This window comes from Rhodococcus sp. IC4_135, assembly GCF_011602025.1.
Classification (GTDB): domain Bacteria; phylum Actinomycetota; class Actinomycetes; order Mycobacteriales; family Mycobacteriaceae; genus Rhodococcus_F; species Rhodococcus_F baikonurensis.
In genome coordinates, this window is record NZ_JAAOLG010000007.1 from 215,922 (window position 1) to 236,816 (window position 20,895).

The window sequence follows — 20,895 nt, forward strand, 5'->3', positions numbered from 1 at the left end:
CGCTAACACCGCCGGGTAGCTGCGACTGCAAGTACCGCCAACTCCGTCCGAACGGGTGTTCAGACCGATGCGGCTTCGAGACGCGGATGTGACGTGGAAGCCTGGGTCGACCGCAATCGACGGAATCGGACCACGGCAACGACGGCGGCAACAGCGGCGAGGATCACCAACGGCAGTGACGGACCCATCGTGGGTTCGATGACAACCAGTAGCACCGGCAGTCCGAATCCGAGATAGGTGCCGACGTAGAAAATCCCGGTCAGGGCGCCCCGCGAGGCCGGGGGAGCCAGCGACTCGAGGTCGAGCAGTCCCTCACGCAGGCACAGTCCGTAGGCCGTACCGAGGACGAGCGCGCAGACGATGAACAACCCGAGCGCGGGGCGTGCGCCGCCGACCGCGACCAGAAGGTATCCGAGCGCCGCCAGCGCGGCGCCGACCGTGCCGGCCTGAGGACCCCAATTGCGATGGCGCGCAGCAGTTTGAACCAGGATTCCAGCACCCAAGGTCAGCGCCGCAGCGAAACCCGGAAGGAGAGGACCGGAGTAGCGGTCCCCGAGCCTGGCCGTCATGGTCACGAAAGACACTGTTGCGCTGGCGAACACCCATGGCGCCAACGGAAGTGCCCAGAGCAGTGCGCCCTTCACATTGGTTCCCGACCGCTCTGCACGGTCGGGAACCTGTGTGAACGTCGCAGCTTTGGTGGGAGCAGGAGTACGACTCCACACAGCCGCCGCGGCAACCGAACCCACCGACAAGACGGCCGAGACGACAAAGGGCGTAGCGAGTGGGAAGGCGGCAAATTGTGCCAACAGACCCGAAAACAGTGGTCCCAGTGCAAAGCCCGAGGTGAGTACGACGCCCGCCATCACGGTTCCGGACTTGCCGCGAAGGTCAGCTGCCCACGCGGTACCGGCGCCGATTGCCAGACCGGCACCGATACCGACTACGAGGCGCCCGACCATGAGCCCGGGCGCGTCGTGCCAGAGAAGAAGAATCACGGTTCCGAGCGAGGCTATGAGTGCTCCGGGAAGGACGACTACAGCTCGGCCGACGCGGTCCGACACTGCTCCACCGGTCAACAGGCCGGGTAGGAGTCCGAGCGCATAGATACCGAAGACACCGTCGAGCACGGTATGAGAGAGGCCCTCGTCCACCCGGAGAACCGGGATGAGCGAGGCAAAGTGGTTGGCGGCCCAACCCGTCGAAAGTAGTACGGCCAGTACCGAGATGAACCCGCGACGGGATGGATCGCCCATACCGGCAGCTTAGGCGGGCACCAGATCGCTCACGTCGGCGAGGAGTTCGAACGTGCGCAACCATGCCTCGCGGTTGGTGCCGGTCGACACCGTGATCAGCTCGTCGGCCTGCGCATGCTCGGTGAACTCGTCGAGGTAGGCGCGGACCTCCGTAGGCGTGCCGATGGCGCTGTACTTGGTCATTTGCAGAACCTGCTGACCGGCGGGGGAGTCGAGCAGCATGTCCGCTTCGTCGTCCGTGAACTTGCGCCCGCGTCCGAGAAGAAGACTGACGCGCGAACGCTTGGCCGCGAGGAAGTCCTGCTGAGCCTGCTCGTGCGTGTCGGCGGCGATGACGTTGACGCCGGCGATGACGTACGGCTCCGCCAATTGCTCCGACGGCTTGAACTCGCGTCGGTAGATTGCGACGGCGTCGCGCAGGGCGTTGGGGGCGAAGTGCGAGGCAAATGCATACGGGAGACCGAGCATCGCGGCGAGCTTGGCTCCGAACAGTGACGATCCGAGAATGTAGAGCGGAACGTGAGTGCCCTTACCGGGAACGGCATTGATTCCGGGGACGCGCGAGGTGTCGCCGAGGTAGCCCTGAAGCTCGAGTACGTCCTGCGGGAAGCTGTCGGAAGAACTCGGGTCGCGTCGCAAAGCCTGCATCGTCTTCTGATCACTACCGGGCGCGCGGCCGAGGCCGAGGTCGATGCGACCCGGGTGCAGAGTCTCGAGCGTGCCGAACTGCTCGGCGATCGTCAGCGGTGCGTGGTTGGGAAGCATGATGCCACCGGCGCCGAGGCGGATTTTGCTGGTGTGCGCGGCGACGTGGCTGATCAGAACGCTGGTTGCCGAAGACGCGATGGAACCCATGTTGTGGTGCTCGGCATACCAGATTCGCTTGTAGCCCCACTCCTCGGCTCGCTGCGCCAAGGTCACGCTGGCGTCGAAGCTGTCTTTGGCGGTTTCGTTGTCGCCGATATGGGCGAGGTCGAGGATGGAAAGTGGGACGGCCATGAATGTGGTGCCTTTCTCAGCGAATAGAACGCAAGTGTCGTTGGAAGGTGCAACGATCTGGCCGGCTTTCCTATTTCCCCCTGGTCAACGCCCACGGATGGCGGCGGGAGGAGAAGGCATCAAGTCTTTGTCTCAATTTCGGTCATTTCGGATATTTCGGGTGAAAGTGGGGGCTAGATTTCCCGAATCGGAGGTTCTTTCGCATTCCAAGTGAATCGAGACCAGCATGACCACTGATCGGAAGGCTGTAAACAAGCGCAAAGTACGTGCATTGCTTGCCGGAGGACTTGTCCTCGGTATCGGCGCCGCTGTCACCTTGGCGGCGTGGACAGACAATGTTTTCGGCGACGCGCAGTTCAAGACGGGAAGTTGGAATCTCCAGGGCAGCTTCGACGGACTGACGACCTGGGGTGAGTATCAAGTGGACGCTTCCGCCGGCCACTTCCAATTCAGCACGGGATTCGACGCACTCTCACCCGGAACGACGGTATACGCGCCGGTAGCGCTTCGGATCGGTCCCACGGCCAGCACTTCCGGCGCGACGGTACAACTACTCGGTGCGACAGGCGGTGATGCCGACCTCAAACCTGCTCTGCGGTACTCGGTGTATCGAGGTGTCCCCTCCACGACCTGCACGGCGGCGGGAATTGGAGCAGGCACAGCATGGGTAGGCACCACAGCCAGTCCGGTGGCCTTGACGGCAGGTTCGGGTTCGGACGTCGCCTTGCTGGGCACGGGTGTGCCGGTGGAACTGTGCTTCGCGGTCACGCTGCCTGCCGGAGTCGACCCTTCGATCGTGTCGGGCAAGAACACCGGGCGCTTGCTCTGGCAGTTCACCGGCCAGTCCACCCCCTGACGCCTGCGTGGTCACAAGGCGAATGCGTCAGGTGTACGCACTAGCGGCTTCGGGACTCGTCCTGGGTATCGGTGCAACCACCGTGGCTGCCAGTTGGGTGGACAGCACGATGGGCGATGCATCGTTTCGCACTGGAACATTCGGAATCGAGTCGAACGTCGGCGGTGGATGGTCGTCGCATTCATCCAGTGGCCCTGGCGTTTTCACGTACACACCCTCGGCGCTCCTGATTCGCCCCGGCGCGTTCTCGTACGGCCCGATATCGCTTCGAACAGTGCCGGTCTCGCCGGCCGCATCCGTCACTCTGCAGGCGGCCACGGTTGCCGGCGACCCCACTCTGGCGTCGGCGCTGCGGTATCGGGTGGTCAAGTCGACGACCTGTGATGCGTCAGCCTTCTCCACGGGAACACCACAATTCGTGGTGGGAAGTGCGACGGTGTTTCCGTCGCTCTCAACTGGTTCCTCAGCCGGGGCCATCGCGCTACCCACCGGTGGAGTGTCCCCGGGAGCTCCGGTGGCGCTGTGCTTCGAGATTTCACTGCCCGGAACCTCGGCGAATTGGAGTAATCCGGCGTTGATCAGTAAGACGGCAACTCCCACTTGGCAGTTCAGTGCAACACCCTGAAGGAGCTGCAATGCCAACACGTGCCCGGACAACACATGCCCGGACGAAGAAGCGCTCGGTCCCCACGCTCATCGGGGACTGCATCCTTCAGGTTCTTGCAGTCGGTGGGGTCATCTGTATCGCTTTGGTGATCTGTGCCTTCGCCTTCGACATCACACTGATCATGTTCAAGACGGGTTCGATGTCGCCGACCATTCCGACGGGTTCGCTCGCCGTTGTGCGTGAAGTACCTGCGGATTCCGTCGAGGTTGGCGACGTCGTCACCGTCGATCGGGGAGTGTCCGAACTGCCGGTGACCCACCGGGTCGTCTCCGCTCGTACCCAGGACAACGGCATCACGATTCTCGATCTCAAGGGTGATGCCAACGCCTCGGCTGATCCCGCGGTATACGAGGTCACCACGGTCCGAAAGGTGCTCTGGCACGTTCCGGGATTGGCGCGGGTGATCGTCTACTTCTCGAATCCTCTTGTTCTGGGTGCGATCACGCTGACCATGGCCGCTTTGGTGGTCGCCGTATTCTGGCCGCGCAATACCGATGACGACGATGCCGACTCGGCCGACCCGAAAACCGAACCCATTCAGGTTCTTCTACCGCCAGACGGCGGTAGACAATGAAGCGTCGCCACCTGTTCTCAATCATCGTATTGGCAGTTGCGGTTGTTCTGGGCTCTGGTTTCTCGTCTCACCCACTACTCGGTGAGACAGACGCGGCGTGGACAGACTCCGAGTACGTTACCGGCCCGATTTCCACCGGCTCATGGACGACGAGTGGGTACGGCAGAGGCGCCGGCGGGCTCGGGTTGTCCAGTGGCGGAATCGTGATCGATCTTTTCGGCAGTTCGATGTTCGAAGGTGTTTCACAACAGAACACGATTGGAAAGGACCTGGACACAACCAATCTGGTGGTTGCAAAGCTGCTGGGTGTCAACTCGTTGTCCCGGACCGGATCGATCTCGTCGTGCGCTGCCTACTCGGTCGGGCAGCCTGCGAGCGGCCGCTGCCAGTCGGCAATTGTTTCGGATACCGATTCGACGTCGACACTCACATCGATGACCGTGACAGTGAACTTGCTGTCTCTACTGGGGATTGATCTGGTAAGTGCGCCGATAGTCACTGTGGCATCGCCGATTACGGCCGGGGCCGCGTGCGATATCTCGAACAGGGCATCGGTATCGGCGAGTAGCCCTACGAATCAGGTGACGGTGGGATCTCGCGTCCTCACGATTCCACAGCCTGCCGAGAACGCATCGGTGACGGTGACAGGGGCGGACGCCACTGTGAATGCCGCTGGATTGGCGACGATTCAATACACGAACATCAAGCTCGTGAGCACGCGAACGTCCACGGCAACAACGGCGCAATCGACGCTGAGCGTGAGTCTTTCGATGGCAGCTTTTGCGATTCTGGGGGCGCAGATACTGGGCACCACAAACGTCGCGTTCAATCTTGTAACGGCCCAATGCGGAATTGGCAGCGCGACATACCCGGTCACGCCGCTGAGCCTCCCAACCGGATTTGCTGCGCGTGCGGTCAGCCCGACGCCTACTTCGGTGAGCGAACCCCCGTCATCGACGACTTCTTCGACCACAGCAGCTGAGAACACGGCAGCTGAGAACACTGCAGGGATGACGACCACCGCGTCTGTGCCGACACCGACAGCAACCCCGACATCGACAGCAACCCCGACAACGACGGCAACCCCGACAACGACGGCAACCCCGACAACGACGGCTACACCAACCACGAGTACACCGGCTCCGGCGGACCCGATCGGGACAGTAATCCAGGGGCCGGTCGGTTCGAGTATCTCCGCCTTCACCACGGATGACGGACTCACCTGCGAGGTTGCTCCTGATGCGGACTACTCGCGCGAAGTTGCAGTCGAATGCTCGGACGGCACAACGGGTACGGTCCCCGGTTCTGAACTCGGCCCGCAGCCAACCGTAGCGGGGGAGTACCTGCTGGTCCCCCTGACGAGAGACCACGTCACCGAAGTAGTCACCCTGAAGTCAGCGACACGACGCTGATCAGTTCCGCACAGCGTTGGCCATTGCGGCCAACGAGAGGGCCTGCCGAGCGCGGTCGAGGACGACCGTGCGAGAGATGTCGATGTGCGATACCAGTGCCTCGTGCGCTTGCGGAATCTTGCCGTCGAGCACCAGCTCGACGACGGAGATATGTTCGTCCACGGTGGCCTTCATACGGTCGGGAGTCAGGTAGTCGAACATCCGCACGGGGCGCAGTTTCGAGTTGACGGCCTGAAGAGCGTCGACCAACGCGTGGTTTCCGGACGAGGCGAGGAGCGCGATGTGGAACTCCTCGTCGAGCGTCACGAAACCGGCGTCCGGTACCGGCATCTGTGTGCGAAACGCGTACCACCTGTCGAGCTCGGAACCGAGCGCGTCTCGATCATGAGCGGGGGCCTCACCGTCGAGTACCCGACGGAGCCCGTGCACTTCGAGGAGTATGCGCAGCTCGTAGAGGCCACCCAACTCGTCGAGGTGCGGACGGTACGGAAAGAGTCCGTGTTCGTCGCGCTCGACCAGCCCGTCGGATTCCAACTTTGCGAGCGCTTCGCGCACCGGTGTTCGCGAGACACCGTACAGATGAGCCAACCGTTCTTCGCCGAGCCGTTCGGAGGGTGCGATCTGACCGGTCATCAGATCGTTTCGGATCGACCGATAGACCTGCTCGCGCAGCGGCGGGCGCACACTCATGTCAGATTGCCATCGCTCGACGAACCGCGTCGGTGGACGTGGTGCCGCCCTCACCGGTCGAGGTCACGTGTCCGGCCGCGAGAATGCTGTAATGCTGCGCAGATTGGAGTGCGAAACCGATGTGCTGCTCGACGAGGAGGACACCGAGATCGCCGCGTTCGGTGAGTTCCATGACGGTCCTTTCGATTTCGGCGACCACGTTGGGCTGAATGCCCTCGGTCGGCTCGTCCAGGATGAGGATCTTGGGCTCGGTGATCAGGGCGCGAGCGATGGCAAGCTGTTGTCGCTGCCCGCCGGAGAGAAGTCCCGCGCGCCGGTCGAGGAGTGTGGTGAGAGCGGGAAACAGATCCAATGCCTCTGCGATGAGTGCCTTTCCGCGTTTGCGCCCGTCGGCGACCACCCGAAGATTCTCGGCCGTCGTCAGTTGTCCGAACGACTGCTGACCCTGGGGTACGTAGGCGAGTCCGCGAGCGACGCGGGCGCTCGGCCGTAATCCGGTGATGTCCTCACCGTTCAGAAGTACCTTTCCCCGTGTGGGTTTGATCAGTCCGACGGCGGCGCGTAGCAAGGTGGTTTTACCCGCACCGTTGTGGCCCATGACTGCCGCAACCCCGTCGCTGGGAACCAGCAGGGAAACGCCGTGGATCACTTCGGTACGTCCGTAGCCGGCGCGGATGTCGACGAGTTCGAGCATGATTCAGTCCTCCGGGGTCGGTTCGGTGTCGGCGCCGAGATCTGTTCCGGCAGCGGCTGTGCCGAGGTAGACCTCTTGCACCTTGGGGTCGGCTTGGACCTCCGCCACAGTTCCTTCGGCGAGTACTTTCCCAGCGGCGAGCACTGTGACGGACGTGGCGAAGGATCGCATGAAGTCCATGTCGTGCTCGACCACGACGACGGTTCGCGCACCGCCGATGCGCCGCAGAAGGTTTCCGGTCTCCTCGCGCTCCTCGAGACTCATGCCTGCGACGGGCTCGTCGAGCAGTAGCACGGAACAGTTCTGTACCAACAACATTCCGATTTCGAGCCACTGCTTCTGCCCGTGCGCCAGGATGCCCGCGGCAGTGTTCCTGAGGTGCTCCAACCCAGTTGTCTCCAGAGCCTCTTCGATCTCGGGAAGCACACCTTTGCGTTTTCTGAGCAGGTTCCACGGTGATCGGCCGGCTCCGGCCGCGATATCGAGATTCTGCAGTACCGAGAGCTCTTCGAAGACGCTTGCCGTCTGGAAGGTTCGTCCGACGCCGAGACGGGCGATCTTGTGAACCTTCTTGCCGAGCAGCTGCTCGCCGGACTTCGTGATCGAACCCGTCGCGGGAACGAGTCCGGTGATGGCGTCGACCAGCGTTGTCTTTCCAGCCCCGTTCGGGCCGATGAGAAACCTGAGGTCGCCCTGCATGAGGGTCAAGTCGACGCCGTCGACGGCCTTGAAACCGTCGAAGCTGACCGAAAGATTCCGTACTTCGAGGTACTCGGACGACATTCCGGCGTTGCCGCCCAGTGCCGGTGTGGGTTCGCTGGTGGCGGTTGTGTTGGTCATGACGACACCTCCACTGGTTGGGGTTCGGAGACCTTGACCGGTGGGTCGGCCGGGGTCTCACGCTTCTTGCGGTGGCGCATCAGGGCGAACAGTCCGGCCACACCTGCCGGGAAGAACCCGACAACGACGATGAACATCAACCCTTGTGCGTAGATCCATCCCGAAGGGAGTTTCTCTGAGAACGTCGACTGTGCCCACGCGACGCCGATCGCACCCAGTACCGGGCCGAGAAGCGTTGCGCGGCCGCCGATCGCTACCCCGATGAGGAAGGCGATTGACGGGACGATCCCGACGTCGGCGGGGGAGATGATGCCCACGATCGGAACGAACAGCGCGCCGGCGATACCGGCGAGGAACGCCGCGGTCACGTAGGCGACCAGTTTGATGTTCGCCGGATCGTATCCGAGGAAACGTACGCGCTCCTCTTGATCGCGGACGGCGACGAGGAGTTCGCCGTATCGGGAGTTCATCAGCTGGCGAATCAGGGCGACCGATGCGAGAAGAACTCCGGCGGCGATGAAGAACAACATCTGCTTGTTCGCCGGATCATTGAGGTTGAAACCGAAGAACGTGCGAAAGCGGTTGAGGCCGTTGCTGCCACCGATCGACTGCTGGCCGATCAAGAGGATCGCGAAAGCCGCGGCGAGTGCCTGCGAGAGGATCGCGAAGTACGCGCCCTTGACTCTCCGCTTGAACACACCGAGCCCGAGCAGAAAGGCAACAGCGGCCGGCAGGAAAAGGATCGCGAAGATCGCCACGAATGGCGAGGCGAACGGTTGCCAGTATCCCGGAAGTTCGGTCTTGCCGGCGATGGACATGAAGTCCGGGACCGCGTCGCCCTTGAGTTCGGCATCGGCGATCTTGAGGTGCATCGCCATCACGTATGCGCCGATTCCGAAGAACACGCCCTGGCCGAGCGTGAGCATTCCGCCTCTGCCCCAAGCCAAACCGATGCCGACAGCGACTATCGCAAAGCACAGGAATTTGGCCAACAGTGACAGTCTGAAGTCCGAGAGCACAGCCGGAGCGATGGCGAACAGCACGATTGCGGCGAGTGCGAAACCGCCCCACACCCGAATTCGGGAGTTGTTCAGGATGCTCATACGAGGCTCCTCGTCTTGACTGCGAACAGGCCCTGTGGCCGAACTTGAAGGAAGACGACGATGATGACGAACACGATCACCTTCGCGATCGACGCCGTCGTCGAGTACTCGATGAACGAGTTCAAGATGCCGAGGGCGAAGGCTGCGATCACGGCTCCCTTCATCTGACCGAGACCGCCGACGACAACAACCAGGAAGGCGTCGATCAGATACGACTGGCCGATGGTCGGGCTGGTGGAACCGATGAGCGTCAACGCCACACCCGCGACTCCGGCGAGCCCGGAACCGAGGAAGAAGGTCGTGATGTCCGTACGACGAGAAGAGATTCCGCTCGTCTCGGCCAGATCGCGATTCTGTACGACGGCCCGGATGCGTCTACCCATCGACGACTGCTTCAGTGCGACCGAAAGCGCGATCACCGCTGCGATCGCCAACACCAGAATGAAGATGCGGGTTTTCGGTACCACCGCGCCGAAAATATCGACTCCGCCCGAAAGCCACGTCGGTGCTGAAACATTGACTGCCGGCGCCCCGAAGATGTCTCGTGCCAATTGCTGAAGGATCAATCCGACGCCGAATGTCACCAACAGAGTGTCGAGGGGGCGGTGGTACATCCGCGATACCAAGACCACTTCGAGCACGACACCCATCAGTCCGCCGACGACGAAACCGACGAGCAGAGAAATGATCAACGATCCCGTTGCATTCGAAATCACCTGCTGCACTACGTATGCGGTGTACGAGCCGGCCATGATGAACTCGCCGTGTGCCATGTTGATGACACCCATCTGCCCGAACGTGAGAGACAATCCCAACGCTGCCAACAGGAGAATCGATCCGATACTCAAACCCGTGAACAACTGCCCGATCACAACATCCATGACAGACGCTCCACCTCTCTACTCGTCGATTCCGTCAATTCCGCCTTTCGTCGATCAGCTGCCGAGTCCCTCGGCCCAGGGGTAGTTCTTCAGGTACGGATCCGGCTCGATCGGCTGTCCCGAATCCCAGACCGTGTAGATCAGTCCGTCGGAACGGATTTCGCCGATCCGAGCAGTCTTGGTGATGTGGTGGTTGTCGCCGTCGATGGTGACGAGTCCCTCGGGCGCTTGGAAAGTCACACCGTCGGCGTTGTCCTGAATATCCTTGACCGCAAACGAGTTGGCCTTCTCGACGGTGTTCTTCCAGAGGTAGACGGAGGTGTATGCCGCTTCCATCGGATCGGACGTCGGCTTGTCCTGGCCGAACTTCGCCTTGTACGCCGCGACGAATTTCTTGTTCTCAGGGGAGTCGATGGTCTGGTAGTAGTTCCACGCCGTCAGCTGGCCTTCGACGTTCTGGACTCCGATACCGCCGACCTCTTCCTCCGCAATGGAGACGGAGACGACGGGCATGTCGGCGGGCTTCAGGCCGACATTCGAGTATTCACGGAAGAACGCAACGTTGGAATCGCCGTTGAGTGTGTTGAACACGGCATCCGCGTCGGCAGTGCGGACCTTGTTCACGATGGTGGAGAAGTCGGTCGAACCCAGAGGCGTGTAATCCTCGCCCTTGATCTCGATGCCGTTTGCTGCCGCGTACGCCTTGATGATGCGGTTGGCGGTCTGCGGGAACACGTAGTCGCTGCCGACCAGATACAGCGACTTGACGCCCTTCTCCTTCAGGTAATCCAGAGCCGGGATGATCTGCTGGTTGGTCGTTGCACCCGTGTAGAAGATGTTCTTCGAATCTTCCAGTCCCTCGTACTGGACCGGGTAGTAGAGCAGCGAGTTGTTGTCCTCGAACACGGGCAGCATGGCCTTGCGGCTCGAGGAGGTCCAGCCACCGAAAACTGCTGCGACGCAATCGCTGCTGATCAGTTTCTCGGCCTTCTCGGCGAACGCTGTCGGCTCCGACGCGCCGTCCTCGGCCACGATCTGGATCTTCTTGCCCAGCACACCGCCGGAATCGTTGATCTCCTGCACCGCCAACGAGATGGAGTCGCGGACCGTCACTTCACTGATGGCCATGGTGCCCGAGAGTGAATTCAGGGAACCGACCTTGATCGTGTCCCCCGAGGTGTCGACGCACGACGTAGCCGTCGAATCTCCCGATGCGGTGTCTGTTGCCTTGCTTCCGCAGCCGGTGAGAACCAAGCCCAGCGCGGCGAGAGCGGCCGGCGCGGCAAGGGTGCGCTTCGAGAAGGTTCGCATGTACGGGCCTTTCGTGTCGATGGCTCTGGCAGACAATGGCTCTGACAGATCTGTATCCGGAGTGCGTATACAACGCTGTATTCGTCGAGTGCACAGAGTAGGTGGAAGTTGTTGCGGTGGAATGACTGTCGGTGACAAGTGTGTGTCCGGTGTTTCGATTGGGTATCCAGGACCTCACACCGCAGGTCAGAGAGGGTGCGGTGTTAGCATCGACGAGAAATTGATCAAGCACTCGCTTGACGATCGGAACGTCGGAAGGATCTTCTCGTGCGCTCGACCCGACGGGACGAAATACTCGCTCATGCGGCCAAGCTGTTCAGTGAGCGGGGAATCGCCGCGACGACGGTGCGAGACATCGCCGACGAAGTCGGGATCCTTTCCGGCAGCCTCTATCACTACTTCGATTCCAAGGACGCGATAGCCAACGAGATCGTCGTCCGGTTCCTCGAAGATCTCAACGTCCGGTACGAGGACTCGATCGAGCCGGAAGGTTCGGCCCGAGATCGCCTGGCCACGATGGTTTCGGTGTCTTTCGCCTCCGCGGTCGATCACCCGTATGCCACCGAGGTGTATCAGGGAGAAGCCATACTTTCGTCGCAGCCGGCAGACGCGCCCATCACCGTTCTGGTTCAGAAGGCACACAGTTACTGGCGATCGGCCATCACGCGCGGAGTTGCCGACGGGGAGTTTCGGGAAGACATCGATCCCGAGCAGTTTCACCGTCTCCTGCGTGAATCCGTCTGGTCCACCGTCGCGCAGTATCGCCCGCAGCTTTCCGAATTGGCCGAAGATCTGCAGCGCAATCTGATTTCTGTGTTCCTGGACGGCTTTGCCGCACGTTCCGTCGACGGCGAGCCGGTGGCACGCATTGCGCGGCGCACGGCGAAGAAGGAAGCGCAGACCGAATCTCCCGACTCTGAACTTGCCGAACTCCGTTCGGATGTCGACGAATTGAAGTCCGTCATTCGCGAACTCAGCTCCTCGATCCGGCAGCTGCAGAAGCCGTAACACCGCAGTTCGTGCGCATGTAGTTCGCATTTTGACTATCGGTGTGACCCAGTGCATATTTCTGTCCACACTCGTAAATCAAGCGTTTGTTTGATTTACCAAGCAGAGTTTGGACGGGAGTTCGATGTGAGACTCGGAAAGGCGATCGCCGTCTGCGCGGCAGTGGTCCTCGGGGCGAGCGGGTGCGCATCTGCCGGTGTCATTCCTGAAGACACCATCGTCATCGGTTTGGACGAGGATTCCACCGGGCCCGGTGCGTCGTACAGCACGATCGCCGGAAAGACCGTGCGGATGACCGTCGACCTGATCAACCAGGCCGGCGGAATCAACGGCAAGCAGGTCGAATTGGTTGTCGAGAATGACGAGAGCAGTCCCACCAAGACCCCGTCGATCATTCGGAAGTTGGTCGATCACGGGTCCAGTGCGGTCATCCTCGCCACCGGCAGCGGGTCGGTGCTGCAGGCCAAGTCGATTCTCCAGCAGTCGAAGATTCCCGCGATCGCTCCGGTCGTTCTCAGCGACGCCTTCGCCTCGGCGCCCGACAACGACTACTCGTTCATGATTCCGAACTCCTTGAAGCAGTACGCCCAGGTGTACTGCGGGGCTTTCGAGAAGATGGGGTACAAGTCTCTGGGAATTCTCGGTGACGCGAGTGCATCCATCGACGGAATCATCAAGACCCTGCGGCCGGCGCTCGAGAAGTGCGCGAGAGTGACGGGCGTCGAAAAGGCGCCGGTGGATGCCGCGGACATCACCGCACAGGTCTCACGTCTCGCGGAAACCGAACCGGACGCGATTCTGGTCGCCAGTATCGGCGGGCACTTCGAAATCCTCGCGCACAACACCTTGTCGAAGATCACCCCGCAGACGCAACGCTTCTCACTCGCTTCCATCGGAAACCAACCCGCATCTTGGGCTTTGGCAGACCCGAAGGCGTTGAGCGGCATGGTGTACATGGGCTCGCTCAGTGAGAACAACCCGAGAACCGCCGAACTGCGTAGCAAGGTGCAGGCGGTGAAGGGGTCTGATTATCAACTGACCGCCTACGACGCTCAGGCGTACGACGCCGTCATGATGTTGGCCGAGGCCATCGAGATTGCCGGCGACCACCGAGATCGGACGGCCGTTCGTGATGCTCTTCAACAGGTTTCGGCACTTCCCGCGAGCTTCGGCCAGGACGGATTGACGCTGTCGTTTTCCCCTCAGGATCACCTGGCGCCGGACAGCCTCTGCGGACTGGTGCTCGTCGAATTCGGTGAGGACAACAAACCGGCCCATCCGTGGGATTCCTACCAACCCCCGTGCGGATAACCGAGGAGCCTTGACATGACAGATGCACAACTGTGGCTCGCAGCCATCGAGATCGGTGCCTTCTTCTCTCTGATAGCCCTCGGAATGTATCTCGTGGTGGTCGGCGCCGACTTCTTCAACTTTGCGATGGGTCCGTACGCGATGGCTGCGGCCATGGCGTCGAGTTGGGTCGCGATCAATTACGGGCTCGCTCTCTGGATAGCCATGCCGCTGGGGACCGCGGTGGCGGTGGCGCTGTCGGTCCTGACGGAAAAGCTTGTGGTCAAACAGGTTCAGAAGCGTTCGGGTCGGGGTGAACTACCGGCGTTGGTGGCGGTGACGGCAGTACTGTTCGGGATCCAGCAGCTCGCCGGCACCGTCTTCGGCCGCACACCACTTCCCGGGCAGAAGATCTTCGACTTCGATCCGATATCGGTGCTCGGTGCCACCGTCGACAGCTCGACCGTTGTACTCGTCGTCGGTACCGCAGCGATCTTCGTCGGTATCGGACTGTGGCTGAACCGGTCCACGTCGGGCCGTCTGCTTCGCGCCGTCGGCGACAGTCCGGATGCCGCCCGCGTCCTGGGCTTGCCAGTGGATCGGGTTCGCCTCATCGCGTTCACCCTCGCGGGCGTGATCGCCGCCGTCGCCGGACTTCTGTTCGCTCCCAAGGCCGGTGTTCAGTTCACGAGCGGTCTGTCATGGACGCTGACGGCATTCATCGCACTCGTCATCGGTGGTACCGGCCGGAGTTGGGCTCCGCTGATCGGCGGAATGGTGTTGGGCGTCGTCCAGGTATTCGCCCCGTACTACTTCGGTGCGAGTGCTGCTCAAACCGCCATTCTGTTGATTGCCCTGGTGTTCTTCGCTTTCCGTCCGGAAGGCTTGCTCTCGAGGAAGGTTCGCGTCTGATGGCCTCGCTTTCTACCAGTCCGCTGACGTCACGTCCGCCCACTACGGCCGGCGGTTCCCGGACGAGAATGCTCGCCGTGTCACGAGAAGCGCTGATCACCGTAACCGTGGTTGCCGCCGTGCTTCTGTGGATGGGTCCGAGTCTGTACCGGCAGGATCTGGTGTTCCTCGCTGCGACGTATTCGCTGATCGCACTCGGAATGTACGTGCCATTCGTGCTCGCGGGATCATTGTCGATGGCGTACAGCGCGTACGCGGCGATCGGCGCGTATGCCGTTGCGCTGATTTCGGTTCGGACCGGGTTGTCGATGTGGTGGGGATGGATTCTCGGCGCCCTCGCCGCTGCAGCGGTTGCAGTACTCCTCAGCTTGGCAACGCAGAAACTCTCCGGCTTCTACCTTGCCGCGGTGACCTTGTTGTTCGGTATCGCTTTCGAGCACTGGTTGATCGACGGGCCGAGTTTCACCGGCGGGTCGGCCGGGATCTCGGGCGTCGAGACTGTGACGATGTTCGGCTGGGAGCCACCGCGCTACGCATTGGTCGTGTTCGCGATCTTGTTCGTGTGTCTGATCGCGGTCGCTGTCGATCGACTCCGGAAATCGGTGTGGGGGCTGATGTTGCAAGCTGCCCGCGACAATCGCAATGTCGCACGGTCTTCCGGCGTCAATCCTGCGCACCTGACCGTCGTGGCGCTGGCGATCGGTGCCGCGATCGCGTCGACCGGCGGATCGCTGTTCACCGTGTCGGTGCAAGCTGTCACCCCTGAAACCTTCACTCTCAGTATTGTTTTCCTTGCAATCTTCATGCCGATCATCGGCGGTCGCGGTTCGGCGTGGGGTGCTCCGCTCGGTGCGTTGATCGTGGTGATCGTGACGCTGAACATGCCCGGCTACCAGGGAAGCGGCGAACTCCTGCTTGCCGGAGCCGTCCTGGTGATCCTCATCGTCGCGCCTGGTGGGGTGATCGGGTGGAGTCAGAACGTTCTCGGTCGAATGAACCGTCTGTACAAGGAGCGTGGCAATCGATGACGCGGCTACTCGAAGTGAGCGGGCTCCACAAGTCCTACGGCGGCGTCCGCGCTGTCGACGATGTCTCGTTCAGCGTCGGACCGGGAGAGGTGATCGGCCTGGTCGGCCCGAACGGGGCAGGCAAGACCACACTCGTGGACTGCATCTTCGGCACCCAGCAAGCAGACTCCGGAACCGTCGCGCTCGCCGGTGCTCCCTTGACCGGGCCGTCGGAGCGCCGTGCACGGCAAGGGCTCTCGCGCACGTTTCAACATCCGCAGCTCGCGGCGGAACTCGACGCCGTCGACAACATCATCCCGGGACTGTACGGGCACAAGATCACCTCACCGCTGCACTCGCTGTGGTGGGCGATCAAAGGACCTTTCGAGAACTGGGACCGGACAGCGCAGCGGGCCCGGGAGATCGCTGCGCGATACTCGGTCACCGACGTCGAGAGTGCTTGCGGGGATCTCAGTTTGGGCGCGCAGCGTCTGGTCGAGGTGGCGCGGGCGATGGCGACCGAACCCGATGTTCTCCTGTTGGACGAACCGTTTGCCGGCGCGGATCACGACGGCATCGCTGCCATCTCCGGTGCCGTGCGATCGATTGCCGCGCAGGGCAAAGGAGTAGTCCTGGTCGATCACAACGTCGATCTCATCGCGGCGCTCGCCACCAAGATCGTGCTGCTCAATTTCGGATCAGTGGCGTTCTACGGACCACCGCAGGAGTGCTTGGCCAGCGACGCGATGCGAGAAGTCTATTTCGGTTCCGAATACGAGGAAGGCGCCTGACATGCTCGAACTCGACAGAGTCACAGTTCGATACGGATCCGCTGTAGCCGTCCGGGAAGTCTCCCTTGTCGCCCCCGCCGGAGAAGTGACGGCGATCGTCGGACCGAACGGTGCAGGCAAGACCAGCTTGGCGGGATCCATCTACGGCTCGGTTCCCGCCACCGGGACAATCAGATTCGATGGTCGAGAGATCCAGAAATTATCGGCACTGGATCGTGTCCGCAGCGGATTTGCCTACGTTCCCCAAGGCAGGCAACTGTTCATGCGAATGTCCGTTCGCGAGAACCTACGCGTCGGCGCAGACCTGCTGGGATTGAAAGCCGAAGCCGTGGAAACAGCTTTCGAGAGGTTCCCGATCCTGCGTGAACGCTCGGAGAGTTATGCCGGGGTCCTCAGCGGTGGTGAGCAGCAGATGTTGGTTCTGGGGCGGGCCCTTCTGGAAACCCCGAAGGTGCTGCTCCTCGACGAGATGATGACAGGACTGGCACCGAAAATCGTCGCGGAGCTGCGAGCGCTGGTCGGGGGTCTGGCCGCCGAAGGTGTGACCGTCATCGTGACGGAACCGGCACTTACTGCACTGAAATCGGTTGTCGACCGCGGATATGTCATGCAGCGCGGCGAACTCGTCCGCGAATGCGATTCCGCAGCGACACTGGACAACGCGTACAAACAATCGATGGGCGTCCTCAGCGCCGACGGGAGATGATCGACGATCATGCTTGAAACGAAGACACTCGACTTCACCGTCGGTGAATTCGCCACGAATCCGGACCGGTTCGCCGGCGTCAGCATCAGCGAAATGGTCAGGCATTGGTCTGAGACCATCCCGGACGAAACCGCCTTCGTTACTCCGGAATCGAGGGTGACGTGGAAACAGTACGACGCCGCTGCCGATGCGATCGCGTCGGCGCTGGATCTAGCTGGTGAGGGGTACGGACATGTAGCCGTGTTGCTCCCCGACACCGCTGTATTCCATGCGGCTCTCTGCGCAGCATTTCGTACCGGCCGCGTCGCCGTCGGAATCGGTTCGCGCTCGGGCATTCGCGAGATCTCTCATCTGATCGCCCGCTCGGAAGCCTCCGTACTCGTCACCACTCGCACGCTGCGAGGCGTCGATACCGCCGAACTCGTCGCGAGTCTGCGGGCAGAGCATCCCGGACTGGACGTCGTCTTCGCCGACGAACGCGCCGACGTGAGTTTCGAACGCGTGAGCGCACACGGCGAACTCACCTCGTTGCCGGTCGAGCTAAAGCAGTTCCCCGCAACCAGTCCGTGTTTTGTCACGTCAGCCGTTTCGATGCTGAACTCGACCTCCGGCACGACGGGCCTGCCCAAACTGGTCACACAAACCGAGGATCGTTGGGTTGGTTTCTCCGAGATTGCCGCCGAGGCGGCGGCGATCGGTCCGGATGAGGTGTTCCTCGGCGCGGTTCCGGCACCTTTCGGATTCGGTCTCTGGACTTCGCATTTCCTGCCGGCGCTACTCGGTGCTCGCAATGTCGTCATGGAGCGCTTCGACGTTTCGGTGATGATCGAGTTGATCGAGCGCGAGCGGGTGACCGCTTTGAATTGTGTGAGTACACAATTCAAGATGCTGTTGCGTTCGGAGGCCGCGGAATCCGCCGATCTCTCGTCACTTCGTTTCATGTTCACCGGTGGTGAAGCCGTGCCGTATTCGGAGGCACTGGCCTTCGAACAACGTACCGGAGCGGCTGTCCTGCAGTTCTACGGATCAAACGAAACCGGCGCCGTCTCGGTGACGACGGTTTCGGACGGTTCCGATACCCGACTGAAGACGTGCGGCCACGTCATCGATCGCATGCAAGTTCGTGTATTCGACGATGCAGCAAAGGAAGTGACCGGCTCGGTCCGTCGCGGTCAGCCTGCGGTCAACGGCCCGCTGATGTGCCAGGGTTATTGGGGCGACGTCGATGCAAACGACGAGTTGTACACCGACGACGGTTGGATGCTTCTCGGCGACATCGTCGAGATCGACGAGACCGGGCGGGTGCGGGTGGTGGGGCGCAAGGCCGACATTATCATTCGAGGCGGCAAGAACATCTCCGCGGTCGAAGTCGAGGAGTACGTGCGCGCGCACCCTTCGGTGGAACTGGTTGCCGTGGTCGGAGTCGACGATCCGCTGTTCGGTGAGAAGGTCTGTGCGGTCGTCGTATCCGCCGATGACGATCTGAGTTCGGAGGACCTGACCGCCTGGCTGCAGAGCCGAGGAGTGACCCGCGAGTACATACCCGAGTACGTGATGACGGTCGCCGAATTGCCGATGGCGGCAGGCGGCAAAGTAGCCAAGGGCGAAGTCAAGGCACTCGCGCAGCGGCGGATCGCTGAACTCGGCTGATCGCGCTTTGGCGGTATCGGCTTCGCGCTAGGCTGATCCGGACATTGTGCCGAGAGTGAGGGAAACCCGATGACGAATCCTTCACCGCACCGATGGCGCAAGCGAGCACTGTGGACACTCGGGATCGTGATCGGCCTTGTCGGCGCCGTGGTTCTGGCCTTTGTACTGAGCCCGAGACCCGGCGCGCTCACCGTGCGCTGGGTCTTCGATCGCGACGCCGTGAAAGTCACCGAGGCGCTGGAGAAGCACGCTCCGGATGGTGTCGACTCGATCAAGGACCAGCAGTACCGCGCCGATGACGACGACGCATACCTGGATGTCTACTTTCCCGCGGCGACGACGACCGCATTGCCTACGGTGATCTGGACTCATGGCGGTGCCTGGATCTCGGGAAGCAAGTCCAACTACGCGCCGTACTATGAGTTGCTGGCCTCTCGCGGTTACACCGTTGTGTCCCTGGACTACTCACTCGGACCCGAGCACCACTATCCGACTGCAGTGCGGCAGCTCAACGACGCTCACGCGTACGTCGTCGCGAATGCGGAACGACTGCATGTTGATCCGACGAAGATTGTTCTCGCCGGTGATTCTGCGGGAGCACAACTCTCGAGTCAGCTCGCCGCTCTCATCACTGATCCCGCGTATGCGGACCGTGTGGGCGTGAACCCGTCGCTGCGGCCGGATCAGTTGCGCGGAGTAGTCCTCAACTGTGGCATCTACGACGTCGGGAATATGGTCGGCGGGCCAGGCATCATCGGCTGGGGAGTTGATCGGTCCCTCTGGGCGTATACCGGGGTGCGCGACTTCATGAGTACCGAAGCGGCGGATCAGATGTCGACCTTGAACTACGTCACCGATCGATTTCCGCCTGTCTAAGTCAGCGGCGGCAACGCGGATCCTTTGACAGATTCTCAGTCGAAACCGTTGGCTGACAAATTGACGGGGTTGGGAGTTGGGGTCGACACACTGTTCTATCCGGCCGATCACGTTCCGGCGCTCGGTCACGAGTATCAGTTCGATCTGGACAATGCCGACGGTCTCACTGCACTCGATCGCACGGTTCAGTTTCTCGACGCACATACCAGCTAGTTGTCGGATGATGCTGAGACGCTAAAGAAATGGTCATTTCAGACAAAGCGCCGCGGGTGTGTTGCCGCGTAATTCTCGACTAGTCCTTTTGGTCTAGCCTGGGTGAATCCGATCCGACCCCAGGAGTTGTTGTGCGCGCGTCTTCCCCCGACAGACGGCGAAGGCGCATTGTCGGAATCGCTGCGGTATTCGTCGTCATTCTGCTGTCCGGGGTAACCGCGGCACTCGTCAGTCCGTGGCCAGGAGTTCTCCTCGTACGGTGGATGTCGGCGGGTGGCTCCGAAGCGACTCACGCACAACTCGACAGGCACGCGCCATCAGGAATCGTCTCGGTCCTCGAACAGTCGTATCGCGACGGCGACGACGATGCGCAACTCGACGTGTACTACCCGTCGGAGTCCACTTCACCGCTGCCGACGGTGATCTGGGTACACGGCGGTGGCTGGATTTCAGGTTCGCGAACCGATGCGTCCGGTTACTACAAACTGCTGGCAGATCAAGGGTTCACCGTAGTTTCGGTGGACTACTCACTGGGGCCGAATGCGTATTACCCCACCGCCGTGAATCAGCTGAACGACGCGTATCGATATCTCTCGAGCAATTCGGACAGGCTGCATGTCGATTCGAACAATCTCTTCCTTGCGGGAGATTCGGCAGGCGCGCAATTGTCCAGTCAGTTGGCTACCGTCATGACCAGCCCTGACTACGCGTCGCAGATGGGGATTGAACCGGCACTACGCCCCGAACAGATACGTGGAGTCGTCCTCGACTGCGGGGTGTTCGATCTGAAACCGCTGCTGTCACAGGGGAAGTACCTCGGTTGGGGCGTCGACAAGCAATCGTTGTGGGGATACCTCGGAACGAGGGACTTCGACGGGTCGACTGCAGTGGGTCAGATGTCGACACTGGGGCATGTGACCTCGACCTTTCCCGCGACGTTCATCACCGGCGGAAACATCGACCCGCTGACCGCCAGTCAGTCGAAACCCATGGCGCAACGGCTCGCCGATCTCGGCGTCGAAGTCGACGCACTGTTCTACCCCGACGATCACGAGCCTGCGCTGGACCACGAATATCAGTTCGACCTCGATACCGTGGACGGGATGATCGCGTTCGATCGCACAGTCGCGTTCCTTCGCAACCACGTGCGGTAGCGCGC

Annotated in this window: 20 protein-coding genes and 1 pseudogene; 12 read left to right on the forward strand and 9 right to left on the reverse strand. The window is 61.5% G+C overall.

The window, feature by feature from the left end:
• Positions 1 to 59 precede the first annotated feature (59 nt).
• Entirely contained in the window at positions 60 to 1,256 is a 1,197-nt protein-coding gene (locus G8767_RS15800) for an MFS transporter (RefSeq protein WP_166810655.1), read from the reverse strand.
• Positions 1,257 to 1,265: 9 nt separating this feature from the next.
• The gene (locus tag G8767_RS15805) at positions 1,266 to 2,255 is read right to left on the reverse strand and encodes an LLM class flavin-dependent oxidoreductase (RefSeq protein ID WP_039973481.1); all 990 of its coding nucleotides are present in this window, start codon (positions 2,253 to 2,255) and stop codon (positions 1,266 to 1,268) included.
• 226 nt (positions 2,256 to 2,481) lie between these two features.
• On the opposite strand from G8767_RS15805, the gene G8767_RS15810 reads away from it, so the two are divergent.
• The 3 genes from G8767_RS15810 to G8767_RS15820 are packed head-to-tail and all read left to right on the forward strand — an operon-like array spanning position 2,482 to position 4,352.
• On the forward strand, positions 2,482 to 3,111 hold the full coding sequence (locus G8767_RS15810; protein WP_166810656.1) for a SipW-dependent-type signal peptide-containing protein: 630 nt from the start codon (positions 2,482 to 2,484) through the stop codon (positions 3,109 to 3,111).
• 22 nt (positions 3,112 to 3,133) lie between these two features.
• A complete protein-coding gene (locus tag G8767_RS15815; RefSeq protein ID WP_166810679.1) occupies positions 3,134 to 3,736 on the forward strand; it encodes a hypothetical protein in 603 nt (200 codons plus the stop codon).
• 10 nt (positions 3,737 to 3,746) lie between these two features.
• Positions 3,747 to 4,352 (forward strand): signal peptidase I, encoded by a 606-nt coding sequence (locus G8767_RS15820; RefSeq protein ID WP_166810657.1) that lies wholly within the window; start codon positions 3,747 to 3,749, stop codon positions 4,350 to 4,352.
• Positions 4,353 to 5,040: 688 nt separating this feature from the next.
• Here the strand turns inward: G8767_RS15820 and G8767_RS15825 are convergent.
• From G8767_RS15825 to urtA, 7 genes are all read right to left on the reverse strand, one after another.
• Positions 5,041 to 5,574: a hypothetical protein gene (locus tag G8767_RS15825; RefSeq protein ID WP_166810574.1), complete on the reverse strand. Its 534-nt coding sequence runs from the start codon at positions 5,572 to 5,574 to the stop codon at positions 5,041 to 5,043.
• A 190-nt stretch (positions 5,575 to 5,764) separates the two neighbouring features.
• Positions 5,765 to 6,454, reverse strand: a complete 690-nt coding sequence (locus G8767_RS15830; protein WP_166810658.1) for a GntR family transcriptional regulator — start codon at positions 6,452 to 6,454, stop codon at positions 5,765 to 5,767.
• A 1-nt stretch (position 6,455) separates the two neighbouring features.
• Positions 6,456 to 7,148 (reverse strand): urea ABC transporter ATP-binding subunit UrtE, encoded by a 693-nt coding sequence (gene urtE, locus G8767_RS15835; RefSeq protein ID WP_050656708.1) that lies wholly within the window; start codon positions 7,146 to 7,148, stop codon positions 6,456 to 6,458.
• Between the two features lie 3 nt (positions 7,149 to 7,151).
• The gene (gene urtD, locus G8767_RS15840) at positions 7,152 to 7,988 is read right to left on the reverse strand and encodes an urea ABC transporter ATP-binding protein UrtD (protein ID WP_124567892.1); all 837 of its coding nucleotides are present in this window, start codon (positions 7,986 to 7,988) and stop codon (positions 7,152 to 7,154) included.
• On the reverse strand, positions 7,985 to 9,091 hold the full coding sequence (gene urtC / locus G8767_RS15845; RefSeq protein WP_124567893.1) for an urea ABC transporter permease subunit UrtC: 1,107 nt from the start codon (positions 9,089 to 9,091) through the stop codon (positions 7,985 to 7,987). The genes urtD and urtC overlap by 4 nt, the downstream gene beginning before the upstream one ends.
• Complete coding sequence (urtB, locus tag G8767_RS15850) at positions 9,088 to 9,972, reverse strand: urea ABC transporter permease subunit UrtB (protein ID WP_095970422.1); 885 nt, start codon at positions 9,970 to 9,972, stop codon at positions 9,088 to 9,090. Before urtB ends, urtC begins: the two co-directional genes overlap by 4 nt.
• A 54-nt stretch (positions 9,973 to 10,026) precedes the next feature.
• The gene (gene urtA / locus G8767_RS15855; RefSeq protein WP_166810659.1) at positions 10,027 to 11,283 is read right to left on the reverse strand and encodes an urea ABC transporter substrate-binding protein; all 1,257 of its coding nucleotides are present in this window, start codon (positions 11,281 to 11,283) and stop codon (positions 10,027 to 10,029) included.
• A 267-nt stretch (positions 11,284 to 11,550) separates the two neighbouring features.
• On the opposite strand from urtA, the gene G8767_RS15860 reads away from it, so the two are divergent.
• From G8767_RS15860 to G8767_RS15900, 9 genes and pseudogenes are all read left to right on the forward strand, one after another.
• On the forward strand, positions 11,551 to 12,291 hold the full coding sequence (locus tag G8767_RS15860; RefSeq protein ID WP_124567895.1) for a TetR/AcrR family transcriptional regulator: 741 nt from the start codon (positions 11,551 to 11,553) through the stop codon (positions 12,289 to 12,291).
• A 126-nt stretch (positions 12,292 to 12,417) separates the two neighbouring features.
• Positions 12,418 to 13,602, forward strand: coding sequence for an ABC transporter substrate-binding protein (locus G8767_RS15865; protein WP_124567896.1), 1,185 nt, complete (start codon positions 12,418 to 12,420; stop codon positions 13,600 to 13,602).
• Positions 13,603 to 13,617: 15 nt separating this feature from the next.
• Positions 13,618 to 14,493 carry a branched-chain amino acid ABC transporter permease gene (locus tag G8767_RS15870; protein WP_124567897.1) on the forward strand — a complete coding sequence of 292 codons (876 nt, stop codon included), beginning with the start codon at positions 13,618 to 13,620 and terminating at the stop codon, positions 14,491 to 14,493.
• On the forward strand, positions 14,493 to 15,521 hold the full coding sequence (locus tag G8767_RS15875) for a branched-chain amino acid ABC transporter permease (RefSeq protein WP_166810660.1): 1,029 nt from the start codon (positions 14,493 to 14,495) through the stop codon (positions 15,519 to 15,521). Before G8767_RS15870 ends, G8767_RS15875 begins: the two co-directional genes overlap by 1 nt.
• Entirely contained in the window at positions 15,518 to 16,291 is a 774-nt protein-coding gene (locus tag G8767_RS15880) for an ATP-binding cassette domain-containing protein (RefSeq protein ID WP_029254813.1), read from the forward strand. The genes G8767_RS15875 and G8767_RS15880 overlap by 4 nt, the downstream gene beginning before the upstream one ends.
• 1 nt (position 16,292) lies before the next feature.
• Positions 16,293 to 16,997, forward strand: coding sequence for an ABC transporter ATP-binding protein (locus tag G8767_RS15885; protein ID WP_124567899.1), 705 nt, complete (start codon positions 16,293 to 16,295; stop codon positions 16,995 to 16,997).
• Between the two features lie 9 nt (positions 16,998 to 17,006).
• A complete protein-coding gene (locus G8767_RS15890) occupies positions 17,007 to 18,647 on the forward strand; it encodes a class I adenylate-forming enzyme family protein (RefSeq protein WP_166810661.1) in 1,641 nt (546 codons plus the stop codon).
• A 69-nt stretch (positions 18,648 to 18,716) separates the two neighbouring features.
• Positions 18,717 to 19,736 (forward strand): annotated as a pseudogene (locus G8767_RS15895) (alpha/beta hydrolase).
• A 131-nt stretch (positions 19,737 to 19,867) separates the two neighbouring features.
• Positions 19,868 to 20,890, forward strand: coding sequence for an alpha/beta hydrolase (locus G8767_RS15900; protein WP_166810662.1), 1,023 nt, complete (start codon positions 19,868 to 19,870; stop codon positions 20,888 to 20,890).
• Positions 20,891 to 20,895: the final 5 nt, after the last annotated feature.